Source organism: Bradyrhizobium sp. FW305-F6, from assembly GCF_058782905.1.
Window position 1 is genome coordinate 46,735 of sequence record NZ_JBYSYD010000009.1, and the last position, 22,496, is coordinate 69,230.

Here is a 22,496-nt window from a genome sequence, read left to right on the forward strand (position 1 = left end):
GGATTACACCTTCTCTGCTGCGAGGCGTGCATTGAGATACGCGCCGGCATGCGTGATGACGCCCGCGATGTCGGCATCGATGGCGGCCTTCAATGCAGCGTCGCTCGACTCCGCTCGGATATCGTGGGGCAGCTTGCGGACGAGATCGCCAAGCTCCGACGCGAGCCGCGCCTGAAGGTCAGCATCGCCTCCGGCGCCCTGGATCATCCGCTGCAAATCGCCCAGAGCGTCCTTGCGGGAGGCTGAGGCGTCAGGGCTTGCGGTCGCGATAACGAGGCGCTCGATCCAGGCCGTCTCCTCGCCCAAGCCCAAAGCGGCGGCCCGCGCCTCTGCAAGGAGGCGATCCGCCGACGCGAGCAACTCGCCGTGCAGCTTTGTCTGCCCGGTCAACTCAACCCTGCATGCCAAAAGACGGCCTTGCGCGTTGCGCGCCACGGCGTTCTCGATTGCCGCGCGCACGCGATCGATGGCGTCGGCCGATGCGTTGCAAGAGCCCACCGGCACCGGCAAATGGATCCAGCGCACGCAATCCACGTGGAGCGGCGAGATCGCCTCGACCTGGCCGTCCTCGACCGCGACAGGCGAAGCGCCTTTCGGGCCGCTTTCGCGGATGTGTCGGCCTTGCAGGTTGCCGCAGAAGACGACATGCGGCCGCTCATTGAGAACCGCGGCTTGATGCACATGCGCAAGCGCCCCATAGTCGTAGCCCTTGTTGATCAGATCCTCGATGACGCAGGGCGCATAATTTGCGTGCCCCTGCATCCCGCCCAAAGACGGCTCAAGAGTGCCGACAATCGTTCGACAGGCCCCGGTGCGCGCGGCAACTGGACGCGCGGCTCGACGTCCGGATAGATCCACCACGTTCGTGCAGCCAATCCGTCGTGAGCGTCGCCCAGCAGCGCAGGAAGTCGGCTCGGCTGCGTCGCGCCCAAAATTGAGACCAGAAGCGCCGGAATGAAAACCTTCCCTTCGCTCTTGGTGCGAACGACGTGCGGCTTGCCATCGTAGCCCTTCAGGATGAGGCCGCGCGACCGGAGACCTTGATTTGATGCTCCGAACGCCAACGCACCGCTGAGTTCGTGCGAGAGCATCATGCGGCCATCGATTCCGGTGCGAAGCTCATCCAGCAGGCCGGCACCACTGAACTCCGAGAGAATGATCCCGGGCGCCGCGACGACACCATCTCCATCGGAAGCTTCGTTCTCCATCGGAATGCCTTCGAGCAACAGGCGCCGCGCGACGGTTTCGCGCAGCTTTCGGTCGAATTTCTCCAGGAATTTGTGCTCGGTCCCCTTCAGCATCAACCCGTGCGCTTTCTGCATCTCGTGCTCGATCGCAAGAAGAGGCCGTTCAACCACACTGATCCCCAGCGATTTGCCGACTGACGGCGGCCCGATAAGGCCGGTGAACACCGCCAGGGGCTCTGCATCGCCGTCGAATGTCAGAAGGCGGGCGCGGTTGCCGATCGCGCCCGAGCAGGCGGTCAAGATGGAGCCCGCGACATAGTCGGCGCAGAGCAAGCGGGCCTCCGCAAAATCTACAACCAGCGAACGAAGGTTCGCCGGCAATGACTCAACCGGGAAGCGCGGAGCCGGCGACGTCGTCGGCAACAGAAACGAAGGATCGAAGGTCGGCCACCCGTCGGTGTTGGAGGCATCGGGACGCTCCGCTCCCGATGCCTCCGCCGAGCCAATCATGATGGGGGCATCGGCCCCTAATTCGTGCACGTTAGCCTGGTTGAGTTTCGGCTCCTGCTTGGGCTTAGCTTGTCTGGCCATATGGTTTTTCCGCAATTCTGCGGTCCCTGGTGAGGTCACGCGTCACGCGCCATTCGCGCGACGAACCTCACAGCTACCCGGCGGAAAACCGACCTTACCGGGCAACACCCCGAGATAAGGGCTCCGGCAGGGAAGATTGGTCGAAATTTTCGTGTTGGCCTTCTTTCATCATCGGGGAGCACCGGCCCTGCCAAAATGCCAAAATGTCAAAAGCCGTTAATGCGGAGCTACGGGACTGGTTTTAGGCCTAGTCCCGGCAATTCTGGCATATTGGCATTTTGACAGGTGCATACGTCTTCAAATGATCCGTCTCATGTTCGGATTCATGCTCAAGACAACCGGGCGCGCCCCCCAATCGAAGCTGGATTGACGGCGGCGCTGCCGAAAAGCCAAAATGCCAAAGCTCGATCAGAGCAAAATGGTAACTATCCTGGGTCGTATGACATCCGCGGATTTTACGTAAAGCGCGCTGGGCTGCGCCTGATACTCAAGAGAGGCCCATTTGTGATGCGCCGGCACAGGGCATGCCGCGCGCATCAGCTAGACTTTCCGTTCCGGGTTAATCCGCCGCCTTCAACGCGAGCGCCTCAAGCCGTGCTTTCAGCCATACGCGGCTAGCCTCAACGTCAGTCTGGTCACGACACGCCAAGCGGTTGTCAGCGACGACGCTGACCGCGTTTTCATTCATCACAGTTCAATATTCCACCTGATCAATCTGCAACATGAAGTCGCCGGCGCCCCGGCACGACTGATTTCAATTTGGATTTGCAACACGCTTTCGGAAACCTCATGAAAGCCATATCGCGACCGCGATGGCCCGATTGCAAATCGTGGCGTGGGGCAATCGGCGCAGCGATGCTCTGCCTCGAATACGCTCATCGGCGAAAAAGCAAAAAGACCGGGGTTCGTGCGGATGCAGGCCAGATTCCGCGTCAGTTTGTCCGCAAGTACGTGAATCGGACTCGGCAAGTACCGCCCGGCCAGGTCATCGCTCTGGAAAATGTTCACATTGGCGTCCGAACTAAGAGTTGCGATTTCGGTTACGAAAGCGAAACCGCGATCGATAAGTCGGTAAATGGGGTCGTAGTTGGTGCCAGCGGAGTGAAGGACTGAAGATCATCGTGTTGTCCGCAGCTTTGCGGTCCCTGGTGAGGTCGCGCGCCATTCGCGCGACAAACCTGACAGCTACCTGGCTGCAAACCGATCCTACCGGGCAATACCCTGAGATGAGGCTCAGGCAGGGAAGGAAAGTTACATATTCGCCTTCTTTCATTACAGGCAGCGATCTTCCCCCGACTGCCAAAATGCCAAATCCGCGATAGCGCGGAGGAAACCGGCACTGATCTTGAGCCAGCGTGATCGCCCGTGGCCGACCCTTCGACCGAACTTACGATGGCCTGGTGGCGTGTGGCATGAGGTCGGTTCAGAAGACACCGAACTCTTGCTTCAACTCAGTGCCGACGGTTGCACGGTTCATCTTCGTCGTTCTTGCTTGTCAATTCGGCTGGAAGGAGTCCGGCCATACGCTTGGTCCGTTGAAGAAGCTGGAGAGGTTGAATTTGCCAGAATGCCAGATCGTCCTCACGCAAGGTCGGCGCTTCTTCGGCCGAAGACACCCTTGCTGTCCACGTGTTAACGATAGTGCGGGGAGGGAGCTGACGGAAGTCAACAATAGTCAGCAGATGTAAACGTTGATCCTTGTTGACTCCCGTGGGGGGCACACCTGTGCATCGCTGGATGGCGTCCGCATGGCAAGGACTTTTTCGACGTCTTGGCGACTGATGGTCGGGGTGCGGTCATCGCTCCGGCCTCATCGAAAGCGGATTTCTGTCCGCGGGCCCTAATGGTAGTCCGCGGATCGGGTCCCAGCCACTGTTGTCGCGCTTGATGCGCATGCACAGGTACGGGTTCTCCGATCCTCGGTCTCGACCGGTTGCCATTACGTCGTCGTCCGTGAAGTTCGGCTAAGCGACTGAGCCAGAATCGCATTTGTCTTTGTGGATGTTTTGGGATTGCAGGGTTTTGATGGGTCGAGCATCGGAACCTTGCAATTTCATTTTCAGGATTCCGTCGAATCGCCAGTCATGATTCCTTCGTCGTATCGGAGGTGGCGATGCGACCGAAGAAGCACAGGACGACGGGATCGGGCGATCTGTTCCGGGCCAGGCTGGACCAGATCATCAACATGAAGCACGAGCTGGTTCAGCTCGCCGGCAAGATCGATTGGGACTGGCTCGACGGCGAGATCGCGCCGCTCTACAGCGAGAACGGTCGGCCGGGCATCGCGACCCGCTTCGTGATCGGGCTGCTGCTACTCAAGCACATTTACGGCCTGTCCGATTAGGGGGTGTGCGAGCGTTGGGTCCACGACACGTATTTCCAGTACTTCACCGGCGAAGAATTCTTCCAGCACGCGTTCCCGCACGAGCGCTCGGACCTGAGCCATTGGCGCAAGCGGCTCGGCGACAAGCTGGAGCTGTTGCTGGCCGAGAGCTTGCGGGTGGCGCACGAGGCCGGCGCGTTACGCAGCCAGGACCTCAAGCGTGTCACGGTCGATACCACCGTGCAGCCGAAGGCGATCACCTTCCCGACCGACGCCAAGCTGCTGCACGCAGCGATCAAGGGGCTCAACCGCCTGGCGAGGAAGCACGGGGTCAGGCTGCGGCAGTCCTATCTTCGCATTGCCAGGACCGCGGCCATGATGGCGGGGCGCTACGCCCATGCCAAGCAATTCAAGCGGCATTACCGGCAGTTGCGCATTCTGCGCAGCCGGCTGGGCCGGATCATCCGCGATATCCGCCGCAAAATCGAAGGTCAGGCTGCGCTCGAGAACGCGCTCGCCCTCCCGCTCAGCCGGGCTTCGCAGATCCGCTCGCAGCAGCAGCGCCAGCGCGGCTGGAAGCTCTATTCCTTTCACGCCCCGGAGGTGAGTGCATCGGCAAGGGCAAAGCAGCCGCGCCTTACGAGTTCGGTGTCAAAGCCTCCATCGTCACCAACAACCGCCGTGCTCCCGGTGGCCTCTTCGTGCTGCACGCCAGGGCTCTGCCCGATAACCCGTACGACGGTCACACCTTGCGCGACGTCATCGACCGCACCGAGACGCTCACCGGCTGCGCGATCGAGCGGGCCTATGTCGACAAGGGATACCGCGGCCACGACGCGCAAAATCCCCGTCGCGTCTTCATTTCGGGTCAAAAACGCGGCGTCTTCGGTATCATCAAGCGCGAGCTGCGCCGCCGCTCCGCTATCGAACCCATCATCGGACACCTGAAGACCGATGGTCACCTCGGCCGCTGCTACCTCAAAGGCCGCGCCGGCGATGCCGCCAACGTCATCCTCTCCGCCGTCGGCCACAACTTCCGCCGCATCCTCGCCTGGCTCAGGGCTCTTTGGTGCCTAATCCTGCGCGCCCTCATCGCTGCAATCAGCGACCGCTCATCGCTGCAATCGGCTTCTTAACGGACGACAGGAGAATGGCGGAATGCGCTTCGCTGATCGGCGCTGCGAAGTGGGTGGACGCTAAGCGGATTACGTCACCTGCGGTCTTCCGCACATTTCAGGCGGTCGGCCCAATCGGCATCGGCCAGACAACCGGTGACTCAATATCGAAATTGGCGAGTTCGTAACCGCGCCTGAAATCGACGATATGCTTGTCCATCCAGGAGCGCGCCTCCTTCCCGTCACGCTCAGTCAGCGCATTGAGTATCTTCTCATGCGCAAACACCAGACGCTCGCCGGCATTCAGGCGGGAGAAAACCCGAAGGAAGGCCGGGTAGAACAGCTGACTCATGGGCTGGCGGCTGAGCTGGAGCGCGCGATTTCGCGAGGCCCGGGCAATGATCTGATGAAATTCGATATCAAGGTCGACCAGGCCCTGCTTGTCTTCAAGCGCCGCCTTGGTGTTCTCGACATTGGTCCGGAGCGCCTCAAGCATATCGTTGTCGATTCGTGTCGCGGCGCATTCGGCCAGCACGGGCTCGAGACAGCGCATGCTTTCCCACAACTCGAAGAAGCTGATCTCATGCAGGACGATCGCCGCCGTGACCCTCTGCGAGATATCGGCCTCGCGCGGCGCGGTGACGTAAAGAAGCTTGCCGCCGTCGTGACGACGAACCAGGCCATTCTGCTCCAATACCCGTATCGCTTCTCGAATGGTCGAACGGTGAACATCGAACGCCTCGGCCAATGCCGTCTCAGAAGGCACGCGGTAGCCGACTGCCCATTGGCCGGACATGACCCTGGCCTCAATGGTGCGTACCACCAATCGGTATGCCGGTTCGTTTCGCTCGCGCGATGAAGCATTCAGATCGTCAACTAGCGCCATTTTTAGTCCGACAAATTGGTATGCTACACAGTACCGCGGTGCAGAAAAATATCAACAATAGACAGAATCTTCTGGTTGATTGTGCGATCGATTTGACAACTTGCGACGATAACCCACATTATTGTCCGACAATAATCGCCGTTTTAGATGACCCTACCGCGGAGGTTGGAACCTTGGACGATATTGATTTCGCGCGAAAATCGGTGCTGGTGGTCGGTGGATCGAGCGGTATCGGCAATGCGATTGCGCAGGGATTTCGTTTGCGCGGCGCCGATGTCCACGTCTGGGGAACCCGGCAATCGGCGTCCGACTATGCCGCGGAGCAAGGTTGCGACCTCACCGGTGCACTATTCCCAGGTGAATGTCAGCGATTTCGATGCCATCGAATCGTTGCAGCCAGCCTTCCCGAATCTTGACGTGCTCGTCCTGTCACAGGGAATCGTGCTGTACGGTCGGCGCGAGTTCGAAATGCAGGGGTTTCGTCAAATCATCGATGTGAACCTCAACAGCCTGATGGCGTGCAGCCTCAAATTCCACGAGATGCTGAGAGCCAGCCGAGGGTCGATCATCATTCTCAGTTCGATGGCAGGGTTTCGCTCGACCAAAGGCAACCCGGCCTACAACGCCTCGAAAGCGGGCGCCGTTGGCCTCACGCGTACGTTGGGAGAGGCTTGGGCGGAGGACGGGATCAGGGTCAACGGCATCGCACCCGGCTTAGTCGCCACCAAGCTCACCAAGGTGACGACCGATCGTCCAAAGCGACGAGAGGCGACCGAGCACCGCGTCCCGTTGAAACGGCTCGGACAGCCGGAGGATATGGTCGGCACCGCCCTGTTCCTGGCATCTCCGTTGTCGAGCTACATGGTCGGACAGACGCTCATCGTGGACGGCGGCATCACGCTGGCCTGAACCGCCGTCCAGCCGGAGCATGATTCGCAAAGTGTCACGCTTCAGGTGCGTCGCGCGAACTCGCGGTCGCGCAACTCGCGGCGCCGGATCTTGCCCGTGATTGTCATGGGAAGTTCGCTCACATACTCGATCGCGCGCGGATACTTGTATGGTGCGGTCACCGACTTGACATGATCTTGCAGCGCTCTCGTCAGATCGGGCGATGGCTCACCTCCCTGGCGTAGCACGACGAATGCCTTCACGATTTCGCCGCGCTCGGGATCGGGGCTGGCGACGACGGCGCACGACTGCACCAGTGGATGTTCCGCCAGGGCATTTTCGACCTCGATCGGACCGATGCGATAGCCTGCCGAATTGATGACGTCGTCGGACCGCCCGCGATACCAGAGATAGCCTTCGGCGTCCTTCTCCGCCCGGTCGCTGGTGAGATACCAGCGCCCGTCAGGACCGTCGACGAAACACGCGGCCGTCTTGTCCGGCTCCTTCCAGTAGCCGAGCATGAGCTGCGGATTGGGCACCTTGAGCGCGAGGTCGCCTTCCTGGCCGGGCGGCAGACGGTTTCCACCGGCGTCGATCACGTCCAGATCGCTTCCGGGTGAAGGACGGCCCATCGAGCCGTATCGCACATCCTCTCCGGGGTAGTTCAACGCCACCATCAGGGCTTCGGTCTGCCCATAGGCCTCATCGATCCGGATGCCGGTCACCTCCTGCCATCGTTCGGCAACCACGGGGTTCATGGCTTCGCCTGCGGTGACGACGCGGCGCAGCCTTCCCATGTCCGCTCTGGTGCCGACCTCGGCAACGACGCGCGACAATTCCGTGCTGGCGGCGCAGTACACGGTGACGCCGTGCCGACGCAACAAGCCAAGCCGTTCGCTCGGAACGAACGGCCCATCGTAAAAGAACGCGCAGGCGCCGCAGCTCAGCGGCCCGAAAATGATGCTCGTTCCGGCTTTGCTCCATCCGGTATCGGCGGTGCACCAGATCACTTCGCCCGGACGCAGATCCAGCCAGTAGATCGCCGAAACGCGCCACGCATAGATGGCGCGGGACGCGTGCACCACGGCCTTCGGATGCCCCGTCGAACCCGAGGTGTAGTACATGATGGCCGGATCGTCGGCACGGACCACCGCAGGGCTGAGCTGTTCCGACGCTTTCGCCAGCTCACCGTTCCAATCCAGCCAGCTTTCAGCTTCGCCGAGAGCGATGCGAACGGGAATGGCATCTTGAACCGATGCAAACTTGGCGGTGTGTTCGGCGCGGCAGATCGCTGCGCTCGCCTCGGCGTTGGAAACCCGGTACTCGATGTCGCGCGCGGTCAGCATCTCGATGCAGGGGATCGGGACGGCACCGATCTTCATGATCCCGATCAGGGCGATGAACCATTCAGGCAGGCGCGGCAGCATGACGATGACGCGATCGCCCTTCTTGATGCCCCGGGATCGCAGCACGTCGGCCAGTTTGTTTGAGAGTCGCGACAGGTCGGAATAGCTGTATCGTTGCGTGCTGCCTGCCGCGTCCTGCCAGATCAGCGCCGGACCGTCCTGCTCCCGAGCGCGACGATCGATCACGTCCGCGCCGAAGTTGAACGTCTCCGGTACCCGCCAATCGAACCCGGCGCGGAGCGCATCGTAGTTCTCGGCTGTTTCCCCGCTCACCTCGTTGAACGACCAGACGTCCCGCATCTCATCCTCCCGTCATGCACGGCTTGTTCGAGCTTGCCATCCGGATCACTTCCCCACGATCCGGCGTCCGATTGCCCAGCGATGCACCTCGGAGGGGCCGTCATAGATGCGGAACGCGCGCACGTCGCGATAGAACCGCTCGACCACCGTATCGCGCGTCGTGCCGAGGCCGCCGAGGATCTGCAGCGAGCGGTCGGCGACGCGGGCGATCGCCTCGGAGCATATCACCTTGGCCATCGAGCTCTCCGTCGAGGCGCGCTCGCCCTTGTCGAGAAGCCATGCCGTATGCCAGATCGTCAACTGAACCTGGTGGATGTCCATCGCATTGTCGGCAAGCATGAACGATACGCCTTCATGCTGGCCGATCGGATGACCGAAAGCCGTGCGGCGACGCGCGAATTCGGTTGCGATCTCATGGGCCCGGATCGCCGAGCCGAGCCAGCGCATGCAATGCGTCAGCCGCGCCGGCGCAAGCCTTACCTGGGCATGGCGGAAGCCTTGCCCAATCTCGCCCAGCACGGCATCGGCCGGCACGCGGAGTCCGTTGAAGCGAACCACGGCGTGGCCGCCGACGAAGCTGGAATCGATGGTGTCGAGCGTCCGCTCGATCGTGATGGCGGGATCCGACATGTCGGCGAGAAACATGGTCGCCGCGCCGTCCAGCCCCTCACCGGTCGCACGCGCCATGATGATCGCGAAGGCGGCCCCCTCGGCGCCCGTGATCAGCCATTTCTCGCCGTCGATGATCCAGCTGTTGCCTTCACGCCGCGCGGTGGTCTGCATCTGGGCCGGATCGGAGCCTGCGCCGGGAGCCGGCTCCGTCATGCAGAAGCAGGAGCGCACCTCTCCCGTCGCGAGCGGCTTCAGATAGCGTTCGCGTTGATCCGGCCGTGCGACCACGTCGAGCAGATGGATATTGCCCTCATCGGGCGCCGCGCAATGCAGCGCCACCGGCCCCAGCATCGAATAGCCGGCGGCCGTGAACACCGCCGAACGACCGATATGCGACAGCTTCTGGCCGCCATACTCGGCCGGCGCATGCAACGCCAAGACGCCGGCCTTGCGCGCGAGCGCGTTGAGCTCACGCCGCAGCTCGTCGGTCGGCCCATGCGACGTCCAGCGCTTGTCCTTCTCGAACGGAATCACCTGATCGACGACGAAGGCTTTCACGCGATCGGCGAGTTCGGTGACGTGCGCAGGCAGGGAGAAGTTCATGTCGAGCTGGTTGACCATCGGTTTCCTCATTCAGAGCCGCCCGTCGCGTCACGCGCAACGAGAAGAATGTCTTCGCCCAGGCGAGCGAATTCGACGTAGCGATCGTCCTTCACCGCACCGTTGATCCATTGCCGATGCAATTGTAGGAACACGACGCCAAGCTTGAACAGTGCCAGCACACGCAGCGCTGGCAGATCGTCGATATCCTCGCCGGTGAGCGCCGCGTAGCGCCGCGCGACCTCGCTGCGCCGCCAGAAGCCCGGATGGGCCGTGGGCATCTGCCCGAGCCGCTGCAACGCCGGCGGATCGTCGGGCTGGGCCCAGTAGCTCAACAGGGTTGCCAGGTCGAACAAGGGATCGCCCCGCGTGCCCATGTCCCAGTCGACAAGCGCGACCGGTACCAGAGCTTGCGGATCGAGGATCAGATTGTCGAGCTTGAAGTCGCAATGCAGCAGGGTCGGAGACCGTTCGCGGAATAACTGCCGGGAGAGCCAATGCGACACGTCCTGCAGCAGCGCCTTCAGCGCCGCGTTGTCGGTGACCAGCGCGCCGCGTCTGGACCATCCCGCGATGGCACGTCCGATGAATCCGTCGGGACGGCCGAGGTCGTCGAGACCGATCTTGCGGCAATCCACCCGATACAGGGCCGCCAGCGTCTCGACCATCATCGCGGAAAGTTTGCCGGGTGCATCGGTGCGATCATTCAAGGGCGACAGGTCGGCACCACGGATGACCAGGCCCGGCCGGTATTCGATCAATTGAAATGAAACGCCGATGACGCTGCAGTCGTCGCAATAGTGCAGCGCGCGCGCCACGAATGGAAGCGCGTCCGCAAGCCGCGACAGGATGCGGTGCTCGCGCGCCATGTCGTGGGCGCCGGGCGGCAGATCGCCGTCGGGCGGCCGGCGCAACACCGCGGGCTTGCCGTTCACGACCATCAGATAGTTGCGATTGGCGAGGCCGCCGGCAAACTGCCGGATCGGTCGCTCGAGATCGACGCGCATGCCGTTGGTCTTCAAATAGCCGGACAGCCTGCCCCAGTCGCAGGGCACGGTTTCCTCGAGCGGCAGAAACTTCGAAGCGTCTCCCGGTTCCGCGCTCAACTCGAACCACCCATTTTGCGAATTTCGCGCTCGCGCAGCTCGCGCCGCAAGATTTTGCCGTTGGCGCTGAGAGGTAGGGCATCGACGATCTCGATGTCACGCGGCGCCTCGTGTTTGGCGAGCCGCGTCTTGACCAGCGTCCGTATGCTCTCCTTGATGTCGTCGGATGGCACGACGCTGCGCGACAGCACGATGAAGGCCTTGATCGACTCGTTTCGGACCGGATCGGGCACGCCGATCACCGCGGCCATCGCGACATCGGGATGCTTGATCAATACGTCTTCGATCTCTCCCGGACCGATCCGGTACCCCGAACTGGAAATGATATCGTCGGCTCGGGCATGGAACCAGAAATAGCCTTCCTCGTCGCACGTCCCGAGGTCACCGGTGATCATCCAGTCGCTGATGAACTTGGCTGCCGTCGCCTTGGCGTCACGCCAATATTCGAGCAGCATCAGGGGGTCCGGCCTGCGAAACGCGATATTGCCAATCGTGCCCGGCGCAACCTCCTGGCCGGAATCATCCACGACCGCGCAGACGTGCCCGGGCATCGCCCGCCCCAGCGCGCCGGCCTTGAACGGCATGACGCGCCCGTTATTGCCGATCGTCGAGTTGCACTCGGTCTGACCGAACACGACGTTGACGTTCACCTTCAATGCATCCTGTGCCCACCTCACCAGTTCGGCGCCGACCGCCTCGCTTCCGCTCACGACCGACCTCAGATCCAGGGCCTCGGGCAATCGCCCGACCTGACGCAGCATCTTCAGCATTGTCGGCGTCAGCAGCGAATTGCGCACCCGATGCTTCACCATCATGGCCACGGCCTGCTCGGGATCGAAGCTGGACGCCCGAAATGCCAGCACCGGCTTGCCGTGAAACCACGCCGGCATCAGGATGTTCATGAAGCCTGCCAGCCAGGACCAATCCGCCGGCGACCAGAACAAGTCGCCTGGCTGCGGAAAGAAATCATGGCAGAACTCGATGCTCGGCATGACGCCGATCATCGCGCGGTGCGCCTTGAGCACGCCCTTGGCCGGCCCGGTCGTCCCTGACGTGAAGTTCATGAACGCCGGATCCGCCGACGATGTGCCGATATTTAAGAAGTGATCGCTGGCGCGCGCAATGGCGGCGTAAAAATCGGAGGCGCCGTCGCTGACGCCGTCGACGATCAGAACGTGCTGGAGATGCGGCAGCCGGTCCCGGATCGGCGCGACGACGGACCATCCTGCCTTGTCGGTGACGAGCACGCGCGCATCGCTAATGCCGAGCCGGTGCTCAACGGCCTCGACCCCGAACAATCGGGAGATGGTCACCGAGACCAGGCCGGCCTTCCAGCAAGCGACATGGGTAATTCCGGCTTCAGGATCCTGCCCGAGCAGAATCGCGACGAAACTGCCGCGCGCTAATCCGTAATGCGAAAAAACATTGGCGAGCCGGTTGGCGGAGCGTTGGATATCGCGGAAGGTGTAATGTCTGACGTCGCCGGTGCCGCGGTCGTGGATCAGAGCCACCGCATCGCCGCCAGCGTGGCGGTCGCACACATCGGACGCGATGTTGTAGGCTTTGGGGATATTCCAGCGAAACGACCGGTATGTCTCATCATAACTGTCCGAACGCGTGATGAGCATTGTGCCTCCCAAACCGCGCCTCGCCGTGAGTTCAACGTGGCGGAGATCATTATTGTCGGACTGAAACTAGCGCCACAATATCGAGTTTGGCAACCGGCAGGCTCGTATGTTTTCACATTTCAGTGTTCCAGGAAATAACTCACAACTATACATTAACTATTTGATCCAAAGACACAATGTGGACTTCCACCGGTTCAACGCGCTGCCCTCGAAGCCTATTGACGCGAACCGAATGCAGCGCTTTTCTGTCGGGCAATAAAATCATAAGCCGGTCGACAGGCCTTGAGTGTCCGCGACCGCATCCTTCGGAGGACGTCCATGGGGCCGTTGACGGGCTTACGCGTCGTGGAGATGGCGGGCATCGGACCCGCGCCGTTCTGCGCCATGCTGCTCGCCGACATGGGTGCCGAGGTCGTGCGGGTCGATCGCGTCGCGCGCGCCGATCTCGGCCTCGATCTCGGCAAGGAGCCGCGCTTCGACGTGCTTCGTCGCGGCCGCAAATCGATCGCGCTCGATCTCAAGAAGCCCGAAGCCGTTGCCGCGACGATGCGCCTGATCGCGCAGGCGGATGTCGTGATCGAAGGGTTCAGGCCCGGCACGATGGAAAGGTTGGGCCTCGGTCCTGAGCCATGCCTCGCCGCCAACCCCAAACTCGTCTATGGCCGCATGACCGGTTTCGGTCAGGAGGGCCCCGAAGCGTCGCGGGCCGGTCACGACATCAACTACATCGCGTTGTCCGGCGTGCTGAGCGCAATCGGACGACAGGGCTCCGCGCCCGTTCCGCCTCTGAACCTGGTCGGCGATTTCGGCGGCGGCGCCATGTTTCTGGCCTTCGGCGTACTCGCGGCCCTCTACGAGCGCGGACGCTCGGGCAAGGGCCAGGTGGTCGACGCGGCGATGGTGGATGGATCGGCGTATCTGGCGACCGCCATTCACGGTATGGCCGCGCTGGGGTTATGGCAGCAGGAACGCGGCACCAACATCCTGGATTCCGGCGCGCCTTGGTATGACACCTACGCGACCTCGGACGACAAGTTCGTCTCGATCGGCCCGGTCGAACACCGCTTTTTTCAGGAATTGCTCGCGCGTTTGAAGATCGATCCGGCGACGTTTCCGGAACAGTTCGACCGCTTGCGCTGGCCCGAGATGCGTCAGCGCTTCGCCGAGATATTTCGCGCCAGGACCCGCGATGAATGGTGCGAGTTCATGGAAGGCAGTGATGCGTGCTTCGCTCCGGTCCTGACGTTCAACGAGGCGCCGCAACACCCGCACAACCGGATGCGCGGCACTTTCGTCGAGATCGCCGGCGTCACCCAGCCCGGACCCGCGCCCCGCTTCAGCCGGACAGCGCCGGCCGTTCCGCACCCGCCTCCCGTCATCGGCGCGAATGCACAGGAGGTTCTGCGCGACTGGGGCTTTTCGCCGCGTGAACTCGACGACCTCTACACCACGGGCGCGCTTTCTCGCCCCAATGATGAAGTGACGCAATGACCGAACACATCAAGATCACCGAACAGGACGGGGTGCTGACGCTCGAGCTCAACCGTCCCGATCTCCGCAACGCGATATCGGACGAGATGATCGAGACCATCGTCGCGACATGCGACCGGATCAACCGCGACATGAGCGTGGGGTGCATGGTGATCACGGGCGCCGGCGACGGGTTTTGCTCGGGCGGCGACCTTAAAGACATGGTGACGCGCACGGGCCATTTCGCCGGGCCGCCGTTCCATGCACGGCGCGTCTATCTTCACGGCATCCAGCAAATCCCGCTCGCGCTCTATCATTGCCAGGTGCCGACGATTGCCGCGGTGAACGGTTCAGCCGTCGGTGCAGGCTGCGATCTCGCCTTGATGTGCGATCTGCGCATCGCGTCCGAGAAAGCGTCTTTTGCCGAGAGCTTTCTCCGCGTCGGCCTGATCTCGGGCGACGGCGGCGCCTGGTTCCTGCCGCGGCGGGTCGGATTGGCGAAGGCTTGCCGCATGACTTACACCGGAGAGTTCGTCAAGCCCGACACGGCCCTTCAATGGGGCCTCGTCGAGGAGGTCGTACCGCACGAACAGCTGATGGAGCGCGCACGCGCGCTGGCGACGCAGATCGCAGCGCAGCCGCCGCAAGCGCTGCGAATGACCAAACAGCTGTTGCGTCGATCGCTCGACATGACATTGCCGGACAGCCTGGAACTGGCAGCCGCGATGCAGGCGATCTCGCTCGAAACGTCCGATCACCGCGAAGCGTTCACCGCCTTCAAGGAGAAGCGAAAGCCCAACTTCACCGGCAATTGAGCCGGCGTTTTCAAGCCAGAGGCCGCCACGATGTTTTCAGCACCTACGATCCAGACAACGGTTTTTGCCAGGCTTCCGGAAAAATATCATCTGACCGGCCGCCAGACGCCGTGGCTGAAACTGCAACGTCGCGGCGAGAATCTGCATTCGTTCCTGGAGGGCCCGAGTTTCGATCGCGACGGAAACCTCTACGTCGTCGATGTCCCGTTCGGCCGCATCTTTCGCATTTCTCCGACCGGCACGTTCGATCTGGTCGCCGAATATGACGGCGAGCCCAACGGTCTGAAGATTCACCGCGACGGCCGCATCTTCATTGCCGATCACAAGCAGGGCATCCTGCTGCTCGACCCTGCGCGCGGCGCCGTCTCGCCGATCGTCCATCGCGATCAGATCGACGGTTTCAAAGGCCCCAACGACCTGGTGTTTGCCGGCAATGGCGACCTCTACTTCACCGACCAGGGCCAAACCGGACTGCAGGATCCGAGCGGGCGGGTTTTCAGGCTGAGCGCCGCCGGAAAACTCGAAAAGCTTCTCGAGGGAATACCGAGCCCGAACGGGATCGTACTCGACGCAAAGGAGACCACCGTCTTCGTGGCGGTCACGCGTGGCAATTGCATCTGGCGCGCGCCGATGCTGCTCGACGGCTCGGTTTCGAAGGTCGGCATCTTCATCCAGATGAGCGGCGGTGTCGGGCCGGACGGAATGGCGATGGATGACGATGGCAACCTTGCGGTCTGCCATCCGGGAATGGGCGCGACCTGGCTGTTCTCTGCGGCCGGCGAACCGCTGTACCGCATTCGATCGTGCACGGATAATTTCCCGACCAACTGCGCGTATGGCGGCCCCGATCGCAAGTCCCTCTTTATCGTCGAGTCTCATTCCGGCGCGATTCTGCGCGCAGAGATGCCGACGGCGGGACGCAAGATGTTTTCCCACGTCTAGGCCGAACCGTCAGACAGAGAGCCCGATGAGCGGAATCCCACCCTTCACCCCACATGAGTTGCCGGAGACCTCCCGCCACAAGCGGGCCGAGGTTCGCGAATTCCTGATGCAGCAGCAGGCATCCGGGACTGAGTTTCGCTCGAATTCCTGGACGCGGGTCGATCGCGCCTTCAGCGAACAGTGCGGTAGCCGCGGCTATATCGGGGCGACCTGGCCGAAGAAACATGGCGGCCAGGATCTATCGCCCGTGGAGCAGTTCGTCATCATCGAGGAGATGCTGGCGGCCGGCGCGCCGGTCGGCGGCCACTGGCTCGCGGACCGGCAGAGCGGGCCCCAGATCATCCGCTTCGGCAGCGAGCGGGCCAAGCGGGACATCCTTCCGGAGATCGTCGCGGGGCGCTGCTGCTTTGCCATCGGGATGAGCGAACCCAATTCCGGCTCCGATCTCGCAAGCGTCCGCACCCGGGCAACGCGCGAGCAAGGCGGCTGGCGTATCGAGGGCCGCAAGATCTGGACCACGAATGCTCACAATGCCCAGTACATGACGGTGCTGTGCCGCACCGAGGCCGGCGCGCAACGGCATGCCGGGCTGTCGCAGATGATCGTCGCGTTGCCGGACCCCGCGGCTTCGATTTCTCCAATCCTCAATCTGGCGGATGAGCGCGAATTCAACGAAGTCGCCTTTGACGGCTGCTTCGTGCCCGACGATATGGTGCTCGGCGAGCCCGGCGAAGGCTGGAAGATCGTCACCAGCGAGTTGGCGCTCGAACGCAGCGGGCCCGATCGTTTCATGTCGACGGTGCCGTTGCTACGTGAAGCGAGCGCGCTCCCGGTGTCCGGCGAAGCCGAAGTGCAGCGGACCATCGGGCGGGCCATCGCCCATCTCGTCACCTTGCGCGGCATGTCGATGTCCGTCAGCGGCATGATCGGCGAAGGACAGTCGCCCAATCTGCAGGCGGCGGTGGTGAAGGATCTCGGTGCGGTCCTCGAGCAGGAGATCGTCGAGATCGCCCGCGACCTCATCGAGGAGAAGGCATCAGCGGTGGACGATAGGCTCATCCGCCATTTCACCCGTACGACGCTCGAGGCCCCCTCCTTCAGCCTGCGTGGCGGCACCCGCGAAATCCTGCGCGGCATCATCGGCAAGGCCCTGACGCCCTGAGCGCAGCGCGTTCGGGCCACGCATCGATTCCGGTTATCTCAGGCAGCGACCACGGCCCAGAGGTCGCCGTTCTCGCGCGCTCGCGCGCCCAACCATCCGTGCCAGTGACTTTCGCTGCCGTCCTCGCTGCGCCAGGACCAAAGCCGCTTGGTCATCGGCCCGAGGCCATATTCCTGGGTGAAGCCCATGGCGCCGTGGACCTGATGCGCCGATGCGGCAACGAGCGTGGCGGCATCGCTTGCGCGCGCCTTGGCAACCGCCGCCATGAACGCAATGCGCGCGAGATCGGATTCGACTGCGGCGATATCGACCGCCGACCGCGCCGCGGCGACCTGCGTTGCCATCACCGCCAGCGTTTGCTGGATGACCTGGAAACTTGCCAGCGAGCGGCCGAACTGGTGGCGCTCCGAAGTGTAGGTCACGCTCAGCTGGAGCACGCGCTCCATCGCGCCCACCATCGAGGCCGCGCGCAGCAGGGCCATCCTGGCCAGGATCGTCGATGCCGTGAGGTCGGGCGGGAGATCGTGCCAGACCGTCGTCTCGGCATCGCAGATCGAGAGATCGACGCGGTCGCGGGGTTCGCCGGCCATGTTGATGTCGTGGGCCACCACGATGTTCTCGCCCAGCGGCAACAGCGCGATCCGAAGCGCGGGCCCGTCTGTTGCAAGGACCACCAGATCGGAGCAGCGCGCCCACGGCACGCGATGCGAACGAACCTGGCTGCCAAACCGACCGCATAGAGGAAGCGGCGAGTCCACGCCGAATGCCAGGCTGACCGGATTATCCCGCGGCTCGATGCCGGCGAGGCCGAGCAGCCAATTGCCCAGCATCGGCTCGATGATCGGGAGCGGCAATGCTCCTGCGCCGCACAGCCGCGCCAACTGCGTTGCGCTGTCGAAGCCGAGGCCGATCCCTCCCGCACTCTCCGGAGCAAGGGTCAGGGGCAGTCCGGCCGCCAACACGCTTTCCCAGAGCGCTACCGGAAAGATGCCCTCGCGAAGCGCCGCGTGGCTCGATGCCAGATCGGCGCGCTCGAGCAGGCGTTCGACGGTTGTTTCGATTATCGCACTTGGGGACGACATCTGATCTCTCCACAAAAGTCGCATCATTGTCGGACAAAATAGCCAGCCGGTAAAGCCGCCGCACGCCACAAACTTCGCCTAAGCTGGCAAATTGCTCTGCAAGGGCGGCTGATTGCTTGACAAAGCCACCCATCGTCGGACAATTATTGTCCGACAATTAAAACGACATTTGGGAGGGAATGATGGTGCTCAGAACGGCCGCCATGCTTCTTGGAAGCGTCTTGCTGTTGGCGCCGGCGATGGCTCAGGATAATTCGGTGATCCGGATCGGGGTCATCAACGACCAGTCGGGTCCCTACGCCGACCTTGGCGGTAAGGGCTCGGTGATCGCGGCGCAAATGGCGATCGACGATTTCGGCGGCAAGGTTCGCGGCAAGCCGGTCGAAATGATCTCGGCCGACCATCAAAACAAGCCCGACATCGCCGCCAACATCGTTCGACAATGGTTCGACAATCAGAATGTCGGCCTTGTCGTGGACCTGACCACGACGGCAGTCGCTCTCGCGGTGCGCGAGCTCGCCGAAAGCCGCGACAAGATCCTCATTCCGTCGGCGGGAGCGAGTTCGGACCTGACCGGAAAATACTGCTCGCCCAACCTGATCCACTGGACATTCGACAGCTACGCGCTTGCGAACGTGACCACCAAGGCGCTCATCAAGCAGGGCAGCGACAGCTGGTTCTTCCTGACCGGCGACAACTCCGGCAGCATTGCGCAAGAGCAGGACGCGATGAAGTTCGTCAAGTCGAACGGCGGCACGGTCGTGGGCTCGGTTCGCCATCCGCTCAATACGTCCGACTTCTCATCCTTCCTGCTCCAGGCCCAGGCCTCGAAAGCCAAGGTGATCGGCCTGGCCAATGCGGGCTCCGACACCGTCAATTCGATCAAGCAGGCCGGCGAATTCGGCATCACTCATGCCGGGCAGAAGCTCGCCTCGTTGCTGATGTTCATTTCCGACGTGCATGCGATGGGACTGCAGACGGCGCAGGGCCTCTTGATTTCGACCCCGTTCTACTGGGACGCCAACGACGAAACGCGTGCCTGGAGCCGCCGTTTCATGGCCAAGTTCGGCCGCGCACCAACGATGGCCCAGGCCGGCGTCTACGGCGCCGTGCAGCACTATCTCAAGACTCTTGCGACCACCGACGAAACCTCCGGCCGGGCGATCGTGAAGAAGATGAAGGCGACCCCGGTCAATGATTTCATGGGCCATAACGTCCAGATCCGCGAGGACGGCCGCGTCATGCGCGACATCTACCTCGTACAGGTCAAGACGCCCCAGGAATCCAAGGAGCCCTGGGACTACTACAAGATCCTCGCGACCGTGCCCGCCAACGAAGCCTTCCGCCCGTTGTCCGAGGGTGGCTGTTCGTTCGTCTCCGGCAAGACGAACTGACGTGCAGATGACGGCTGCAGATCGGCAGGCGCCGGCTTGCCGATCTGCGGCGCACTGAATTGGAGTGGCTCAGATGTCCATCGCGATTTCGACCGACGGCGGCAAGATATTCTATCAGGCGAGTTCGCTGGTTGCGCCGTGGCGCGAACCCGCCGGGGTCGTGCTCATGCATCATGGCGTCGCGCTGACCGGCGATGCCTGGTGTGATTGGCAGCCGGCGCTGCTGGCGGCCGGATTCCGGGTGATCCGGCTCGACATGCGCGGTTTCGGTCGATCCGAGCCGACGCCGGAAGGGTATGGCTGGTCATTGCCGAATTTCTTCGCCGATATCGATGTCGTGCTGGCCGCGGAGAATGTCGACACGTTCCACTACGTCGGGGAATCGCTCGGCGGGCTGATCGGGCTCGGCTATGCCGCACGCTATCCGGAGCGGATTCGTTCCTGCGCTCTGCTTTCCACTCCATTTGACGGCAAGCGTATCAAGGCGGTCGATACCTGGCGCGCGACGATCGACAAAGGCGGCATGGCCGCATGGTCGGACGCGCTGATGCCGATGCGCTTTGCCGACGGCGATGTCGATCCGCGCCTCTATGCTTGGGTCCATCGGCTGCAGGCGGAATGCGCGCCGAGCGCCGTGTACGAGCAGGCGGAGTTCATCAAGACCCAGGACCTGTCATCGCAGCTCGACCAGATTCGCGCTCCCGTTCTGATCCTGGCTCCGGACGGCAGCCCCTTCGTCGATCGATCGCTCGCCGCCGACCTGCATGCGCGCCTGAAGACATCTGAAATCCAGTGGTTCCCCGGGCAACGCCACTCGCTGCTGCTGAGCCGCGCGGGCGAATGCGCCTCCGCTTATGTGGACTTCATCAAGCGCCGGCTGTAGCCCGCGAGCAACATCGATCGCGCATACCGCTCACCGATCGCAGCAGGAAGCACGCCATGACCAACTCCAACGCCGCTCATCCTGTCGGGACCGTCGAGGCCGGAGCGTTGGCGATGCTGGCGCAGCCTTCTGTTCACTATGGCGCACATGCCGAGGACAAGGTCGCCGAACTGGCGCAGCTCCGCGGCGTCCAACGTGTGCTGCCGATCGTCACCTCCTCGCTGGCGGAGAACCCGATCGTCAGAGCGTCGATCGATCGACTTGGAGCGGCGGCGCTTCCGATGTTTCGGGACCTGAAGCCCCATACGCCGTTCGATGTCGTGCTGGCGTTGACCGCCGCCATCGAACGTCATGCGCCCGACCTCCTTGTCGTGTTCGGCGGCGGCAGCGCGATCGATGCGGCGAAGATCGCCGGCTTGTCCGTCGCCACGGGCGTGCGAGATCACGAGGCCCTGCTCGGCCTGCGCTCGATACCCGACGCGCTCGGCGTGTCGCAGGCCTCGCCGGCCAAACGCAGCATCCCGATCATCGCGGTGCCGACCACGCTGTCGGCGGCGGAATTCGGCATCATCGGCGGAGCAACGGATACAAGGAGCGGGATCAAGCACCTGTTCAAATCGGACACGCTTGCGCCCGACATCATCGTCTACGACCCCTGGCTCGGCGCAGGCACGCCTTTGGATCTCTGGCTTTCCACCGGCATCCGCTCGGTCGACCACGGTGTTGAAACCGTTCTCTCGCGCGACGCCAACCCGTTCACCGACGCGTTGGCGCTACGTGGTCTGGCACTGCTGCGTGAAGGCCTGAGCGCGGCCCATGCCGATCCAGCCAACATCGAGGCGCGGCACCGCTGCCAGCTTGGCGTCTGGCTGGCGGGATCGGGCATCGGCCGTGTGCGATATGGCGCCAGCCACGGACTCGGTCACCAGCTCGGAGCGATTGCCGGCGTGCCGCATGGCATGACATCCTGTGTCCTGCTGCCCGCCGTGCTCGCGTTCAACGAACCGGTGTCACATGAACGGCAAGCCGAAATCGCCGCGGCTTTCGGCGCCGCCGGCAAATCAGCCACCGATGCCGTTCGTCACTTCATTGCCTCGCTGGGACTACCGACCCAACTGTCGGAGCTCGCGGTCGACGACAGCGCGCTGCCGCGGGTGGCCGAAACCGGCCTCGGCAATGCGTTCGTCAAAGCCAATCTTCGGCCGATCCAATCGGCCGAAGACATCATGATGATCCTGCGCGCAGCGCGTTAGCCGCACCTTACTTCTTCAGCAGGGGACACTCGCTCTCCGACAGTGGCCGCGCGGCGTCCTCGGCGGGAATCGTGGCGACCTGTTCGTAATAGTCCCATGGTCCCTTGGATGCCTTCGGATCCTTGACACGGAACACGTAGAAGTCGCGGAGCACACGCCCGTCCTCGCGGATCCTGCCATTCTTCGTCATGAAATCGTTGATCGGCAGCGACTTCATGGCCTTCATCACGGCAGCCGAATCGGTCGTTCCGGCGGCCTTGATCGCCTTCATGTAATGCAGAACGCTGCCATAGACTCCCGCTGGCACCATGTGCGGCATCACCTTGTTGCGCTCGAAGAAGCGCTTCGACCAGGCGCGGGTTTCGTCGTTCATGTCCCAGTAGAAGGATTCGCTGACCAGCAGTCCCTGCGAGGCATCCAGGCCCAGACCGTGAACGTCCGGCAGCAGGGTCAATAGACCGATCATCTGCTGCTTGGCCGAAACGCCGAACTCCTTGCCGGCCTTAGCGAGACACTTACCTCGGGCTGGGCGACTTCGGGGGCAACTCGGTTGCGCTGGACGCTGCGATTGTGGGCTGCGATAATGGCACCGGCGGCGATCACCGCGCGCACGGCTTCTGCTTGAGCGCGTCGACCGGAGGCTTCGATTTTGCGTCACGATCGCCCTTGAACTCAGCACAGCAAAGCACGTGAGCGGCCGATTATCATCGATCGCGAACCAGACGACGTCCTTTTTCTTGGTCTCGAGGTTCGGCTCGGGCGCGTACTCGGCCAACCTATTGGATGGCCCCAGCATCGGTTTTTCGGCTTCAGTCATCCGCGCCAGCGTGGTGACGACGTGTTGCGGATACCC

At 62.7% G+C, this 22,496-nt stretch carries 16 protein-coding genes and 2 pseudogenes; 9 read left to right on the forward strand and 9 right to left on the reverse strand.

Annotated features, from left to right (window positions below):
• Positions 1-3: 3 nt before the first annotated feature.
• Together AC3WLX_RS33980 and AC3WLX_RS33985 are read right to left on the reverse strand one after the other, a co-directional pair.
• Positions 4-762: a metallophosphoesterase family protein gene (locus tag AC3WLX_RS33980; protein ID WP_049820484.1), complete on the reverse strand. Its 759-nt coding sequence runs from the start codon at positions 760-762 to the stop codon at positions 4-6.
• Positions 717-1,778 carry a DUF3987 domain-containing protein gene (locus tag AC3WLX_RS33985; RefSeq protein ID WP_080654952.1) on the reverse strand — a complete coding sequence of 354 codons (1,062 nt, stop codon included), beginning with the start codon at positions 1,776-1,778 and terminating at the stop codon, positions 717-719. Before AC3WLX_RS33985 ends, AC3WLX_RS33980 begins: the two co-directional genes overlap by 46 nt.
• Before the next feature lie 2,113 nt (positions 1,779-3,891).
• On the opposite strand from AC3WLX_RS33985, the pseudogene AC3WLX_RS33990 reads away from it, so the two are divergent.
• A pseudogene (locus AC3WLX_RS33990) lies at positions 3,892-5,237 on the forward strand (IS5 family transposase).
• A 97-nt stretch (positions 5,238-5,334) separates the two neighbouring features.
• On the opposite strand, the gene AC3WLX_RS33995 reads toward AC3WLX_RS33990, so the two are convergent.
• A complete protein-coding gene (locus AC3WLX_RS33995) occupies positions 5,335-6,102 on the reverse strand; it encodes a FadR/GntR family transcriptional regulator (RefSeq protein WP_024343210.1) in 768 nt (255 codons plus the stop codon).
• A 173-nt stretch (positions 6,103-6,275) separates the two neighbouring features.
• Here AC3WLX_RS33995 and AC3WLX_RS34000 point away from each other — a divergent pair.
• Positions 6,276-7,011 (forward strand): annotated as a pseudogene (locus AC3WLX_RS34000) (SDR family NAD(P)-dependent oxidoreductase).
• Positions 7,012-7,052: 41 nt separating this feature from the next.
• Here AC3WLX_RS34000 and AC3WLX_RS34005 read toward each other — a convergent pair.
• The 4 genes from AC3WLX_RS34005 to AC3WLX_RS34020 form a co-directional block, all read right to left on the reverse strand.
• On the reverse strand, positions 7,053-8,696 hold the full coding sequence (locus AC3WLX_RS34005) for an acetate--CoA ligase (RefSeq protein ID WP_024343211.1): 1,644 nt from the start codon (positions 8,694-8,696) through the stop codon (positions 7,053-7,055).
• Positions 8,697-8,741: 45 nt separating this feature from the next.
• On the reverse strand, positions 8,742-9,941 hold the full coding sequence (locus tag AC3WLX_RS34010; protein ID WP_245265987.1) for an acyl-CoA dehydrogenase family protein: 1,200 nt from the start codon (positions 9,939-9,941) through the stop codon (positions 8,742-8,744).
• Entirely contained in the window at positions 9,938-10,915 is a 978-nt protein-coding gene (locus AC3WLX_RS34015; RefSeq protein WP_283805945.1) for a phosphotransferase family protein, read from the reverse strand. The genes AC3WLX_RS34010 and AC3WLX_RS34015 overlap by 4 nt, the downstream gene beginning before the upstream one ends.
• Positions 10,916-11,010: 95 nt before the next feature.
• Positions 11,011-12,642 carry an AMP-binding protein gene (locus tag AC3WLX_RS34020; protein WP_024343214.1) on the reverse strand — a complete coding sequence of 544 codons (1,632 nt, stop codon included), beginning with the start codon at positions 12,640-12,642 and terminating at the stop codon, positions 11,011-11,013.
• A gap of 318 nt (positions 12,643-12,960) precedes the next feature.
• Here AC3WLX_RS34020 and AC3WLX_RS34025 point away from each other — a divergent pair, with 318 nt between their 5' ends.
• From AC3WLX_RS34025 to AC3WLX_RS34040, 4 genes are read left to right on the forward strand one after another with little or no spacing between them, the layout of a single operon-like run.
• A complete protein-coding gene (locus AC3WLX_RS34025; protein WP_024343215.1) occupies positions 12,961-14,133 on the forward strand; it encodes a CaiB/BaiF CoA transferase family protein in 1,173 nt (390 codons plus the stop codon).
• Entirely contained in the window at positions 14,130-14,927 is a 798-nt protein-coding gene (locus tag AC3WLX_RS34030; protein WP_024343216.1) for a crotonase/enoyl-CoA hydratase family protein, read from the forward strand. Before AC3WLX_RS34025 ends, AC3WLX_RS34030 begins: the two co-directional genes overlap by 4 nt.
• Positions 14,928-14,957: 30 nt before the next feature.
• A complete protein-coding gene (locus AC3WLX_RS34035; RefSeq protein WP_024343217.1) occupies positions 14,958-15,869 on the forward strand; it encodes an SMP-30/gluconolactonase/LRE family protein in 912 nt (303 codons plus the stop codon).
• A 25-nt stretch (positions 15,870-15,894) separates the two neighbouring features.
• Positions 15,895-17,031, forward strand: coding sequence for an acyl-CoA dehydrogenase family protein (locus AC3WLX_RS34040; protein WP_024343218.1), 1,137 nt, complete (start codon positions 15,895-15,897; stop codon positions 17,029-17,031).
• Positions 17,032-17,069: 38 nt separating this feature from the next.
• On the opposite strand, the gene AC3WLX_RS34045 is transcribed toward AC3WLX_RS34040, so the two are convergent.
• Positions 17,070-18,113, reverse strand: coding sequence for an acyl-CoA dehydrogenase family protein (locus tag AC3WLX_RS34045; RefSeq protein ID WP_024343219.1), 1,044 nt, complete (start codon positions 18,111-18,113; stop codon positions 17,070-17,072).
• Positions 18,114-18,295: 182 nt separating this feature from the next.
• On the opposite strand from AC3WLX_RS34045, the gene AC3WLX_RS34050 reads away from it, so the two are divergent.
• From AC3WLX_RS34050 to AC3WLX_RS34060, 3 genes are all read left to right on the forward strand, one after another.
• Positions 18,296-19,507 (forward strand): ABC transporter substrate-binding protein, encoded by a 1,212-nt coding sequence (locus AC3WLX_RS34050; protein ID WP_029674752.1) that lies wholly within the window; start codon positions 18,296-18,298, stop codon positions 19,505-19,507.
• Between the two features lie 73 nt (positions 19,508-19,580).
• Positions 19,581-20,390, forward strand: a complete 810-nt coding sequence (locus AC3WLX_RS34055; RefSeq protein WP_028139103.1) for an alpha/beta fold hydrolase — start codon at positions 19,581-19,583, stop codon at positions 20,388-20,390.
• A gap of 56 nt (positions 20,391-20,446) precedes the next feature.
• Complete coding sequence (locus AC3WLX_RS34060) at positions 20,447-21,643, forward strand: iron-containing alcohol dehydrogenase (protein WP_024343222.1); 1,197 nt, start codon at positions 20,447-20,449, stop codon at positions 21,641-21,643.
• A gap of 7 nt (positions 21,644-21,650) precedes the next feature.
• Here the strand turns inward: AC3WLX_RS34060 and AC3WLX_RS34065 are convergent, their stop codons facing one another.
• The gene (locus AC3WLX_RS34065; RefSeq protein WP_080655014.1) at positions 21,651-22,460 is read right to left on the reverse strand and encodes an ABC transporter substrate-binding protein; all 810 of its coding nucleotides are present in this window, start codon (positions 22,458-22,460) and stop codon (positions 21,651-21,653) included.
• Positions 22,461-22,496 lie beyond the last annotated feature (36 nt).

Excerpts from the sequence above, each read along its gene's own strand:
- AC3WLX_RS34030 (WP_024343216.1), top strand. The coding sequence starts at position 14,130 with ATGACCGAACACATCAAGATCACCGAACAGGACGGGGTGCTGACGCTC.
- AC3WLX_RS34020 (WP_024343214.1), bottom strand. The coding sequence starts at position 12,642 with ATGCTCATCACGCGTTCGGACAGTTATGATGAGACATACCGGTCGTTT.
- AC3WLX_RS34055 (WP_028139103.1), top strand. The coding sequence starts at position 19,581 with ATGTCCATCGCGATTTCGACCGACGGCGGCAAGATATTCTATCAGGCG.
- AC3WLX_RS34065 (WP_080655014.1), bottom strand. The coding sequence starts at position 22,460 with ATGACTGAAGCCGAAAAACCGATGCTGGGGCCATCCAATAGGTTGGCC.
- AC3WLX_RS34040 (WP_024343218.1), top strand. The coding sequence starts at position 15,895 with ATGAGCGGAATCCCACCCTTCACCCCACATGAGTTGCCGGAGACCTCC.
- AC3WLX_RS34035 (WP_024343217.1), top strand. The coding sequence starts at position 14,958 with ATGTTTTCAGCACCTACGATCCAGACAACGGTTTTTGCCAGGCTTCCG.
- AC3WLX_RS34050 (WP_029674752.1), top strand. The coding sequence starts at position 18,296 with ATGGTGCTCAGAACGGCCGCCATGCTTCTTGGAAGCGTCTTGCTGTTG.
- AC3WLX_RS34045 (WP_024343219.1), bottom strand. The coding sequence starts at position 18,113 with ATGTCGTCCCCAAGTGCGATAATCGAAACAACCGTCGAACGCCTGCTC.
- AC3WLX_RS34005 (WP_024343211.1), bottom strand. The coding sequence starts at position 8,696 with ATGCGGGACGTCTGGTCGTTCAACGAGGTGAGCGGGGAAACAGCCGAG.
- AC3WLX_RS34060 (WP_024343222.1), top strand. The coding sequence starts at position 20,447 with ATGACCAACTCCAACGCCGCTCATCCTGTCGGGACCGTCGAGGCCGGA.
- AC3WLX_RS33995 (WP_024343210.1), bottom strand. The coding sequence starts at position 6,102 with ATGGCGCTAGTTGACGATCTGAATGCTTCATCGCGCGAGCGAAACGAA.
- AC3WLX_RS34015 (WP_283805945.1), bottom strand. The coding sequence starts at position 10,915 with ATGCGCGTCGATCTCGAGCGACCGATCCGGCAGTTTGCCGGCGGCCTC.
- AC3WLX_RS33985 (WP_080654952.1), bottom strand. The coding sequence starts at position 1,778 with ATGGCCAGACAAGCTAAGCCCAAGCAGGAGCCGAAACTCAACCAGGCT.
- AC3WLX_RS34010 (WP_245265987.1), bottom strand. The coding sequence starts at position 9,941 with ATGAGGAAACCGATGGTCAACCAGCTCGACATGAACTTCTCCCTGCCT.
- AC3WLX_RS34025 (WP_024343215.1), top strand. The coding sequence starts at position 12,961 with ATGGGGCCGTTGACGGGCTTACGCGTCGTGGAGATGGCGGGCATCGGA.
- AC3WLX_RS33980 (WP_049820484.1), bottom strand. The coding sequence starts at position 762 with ATGCAGGGGCACGCAAATTATGCGCCCTGCGTCATCGAGGATCTGATC.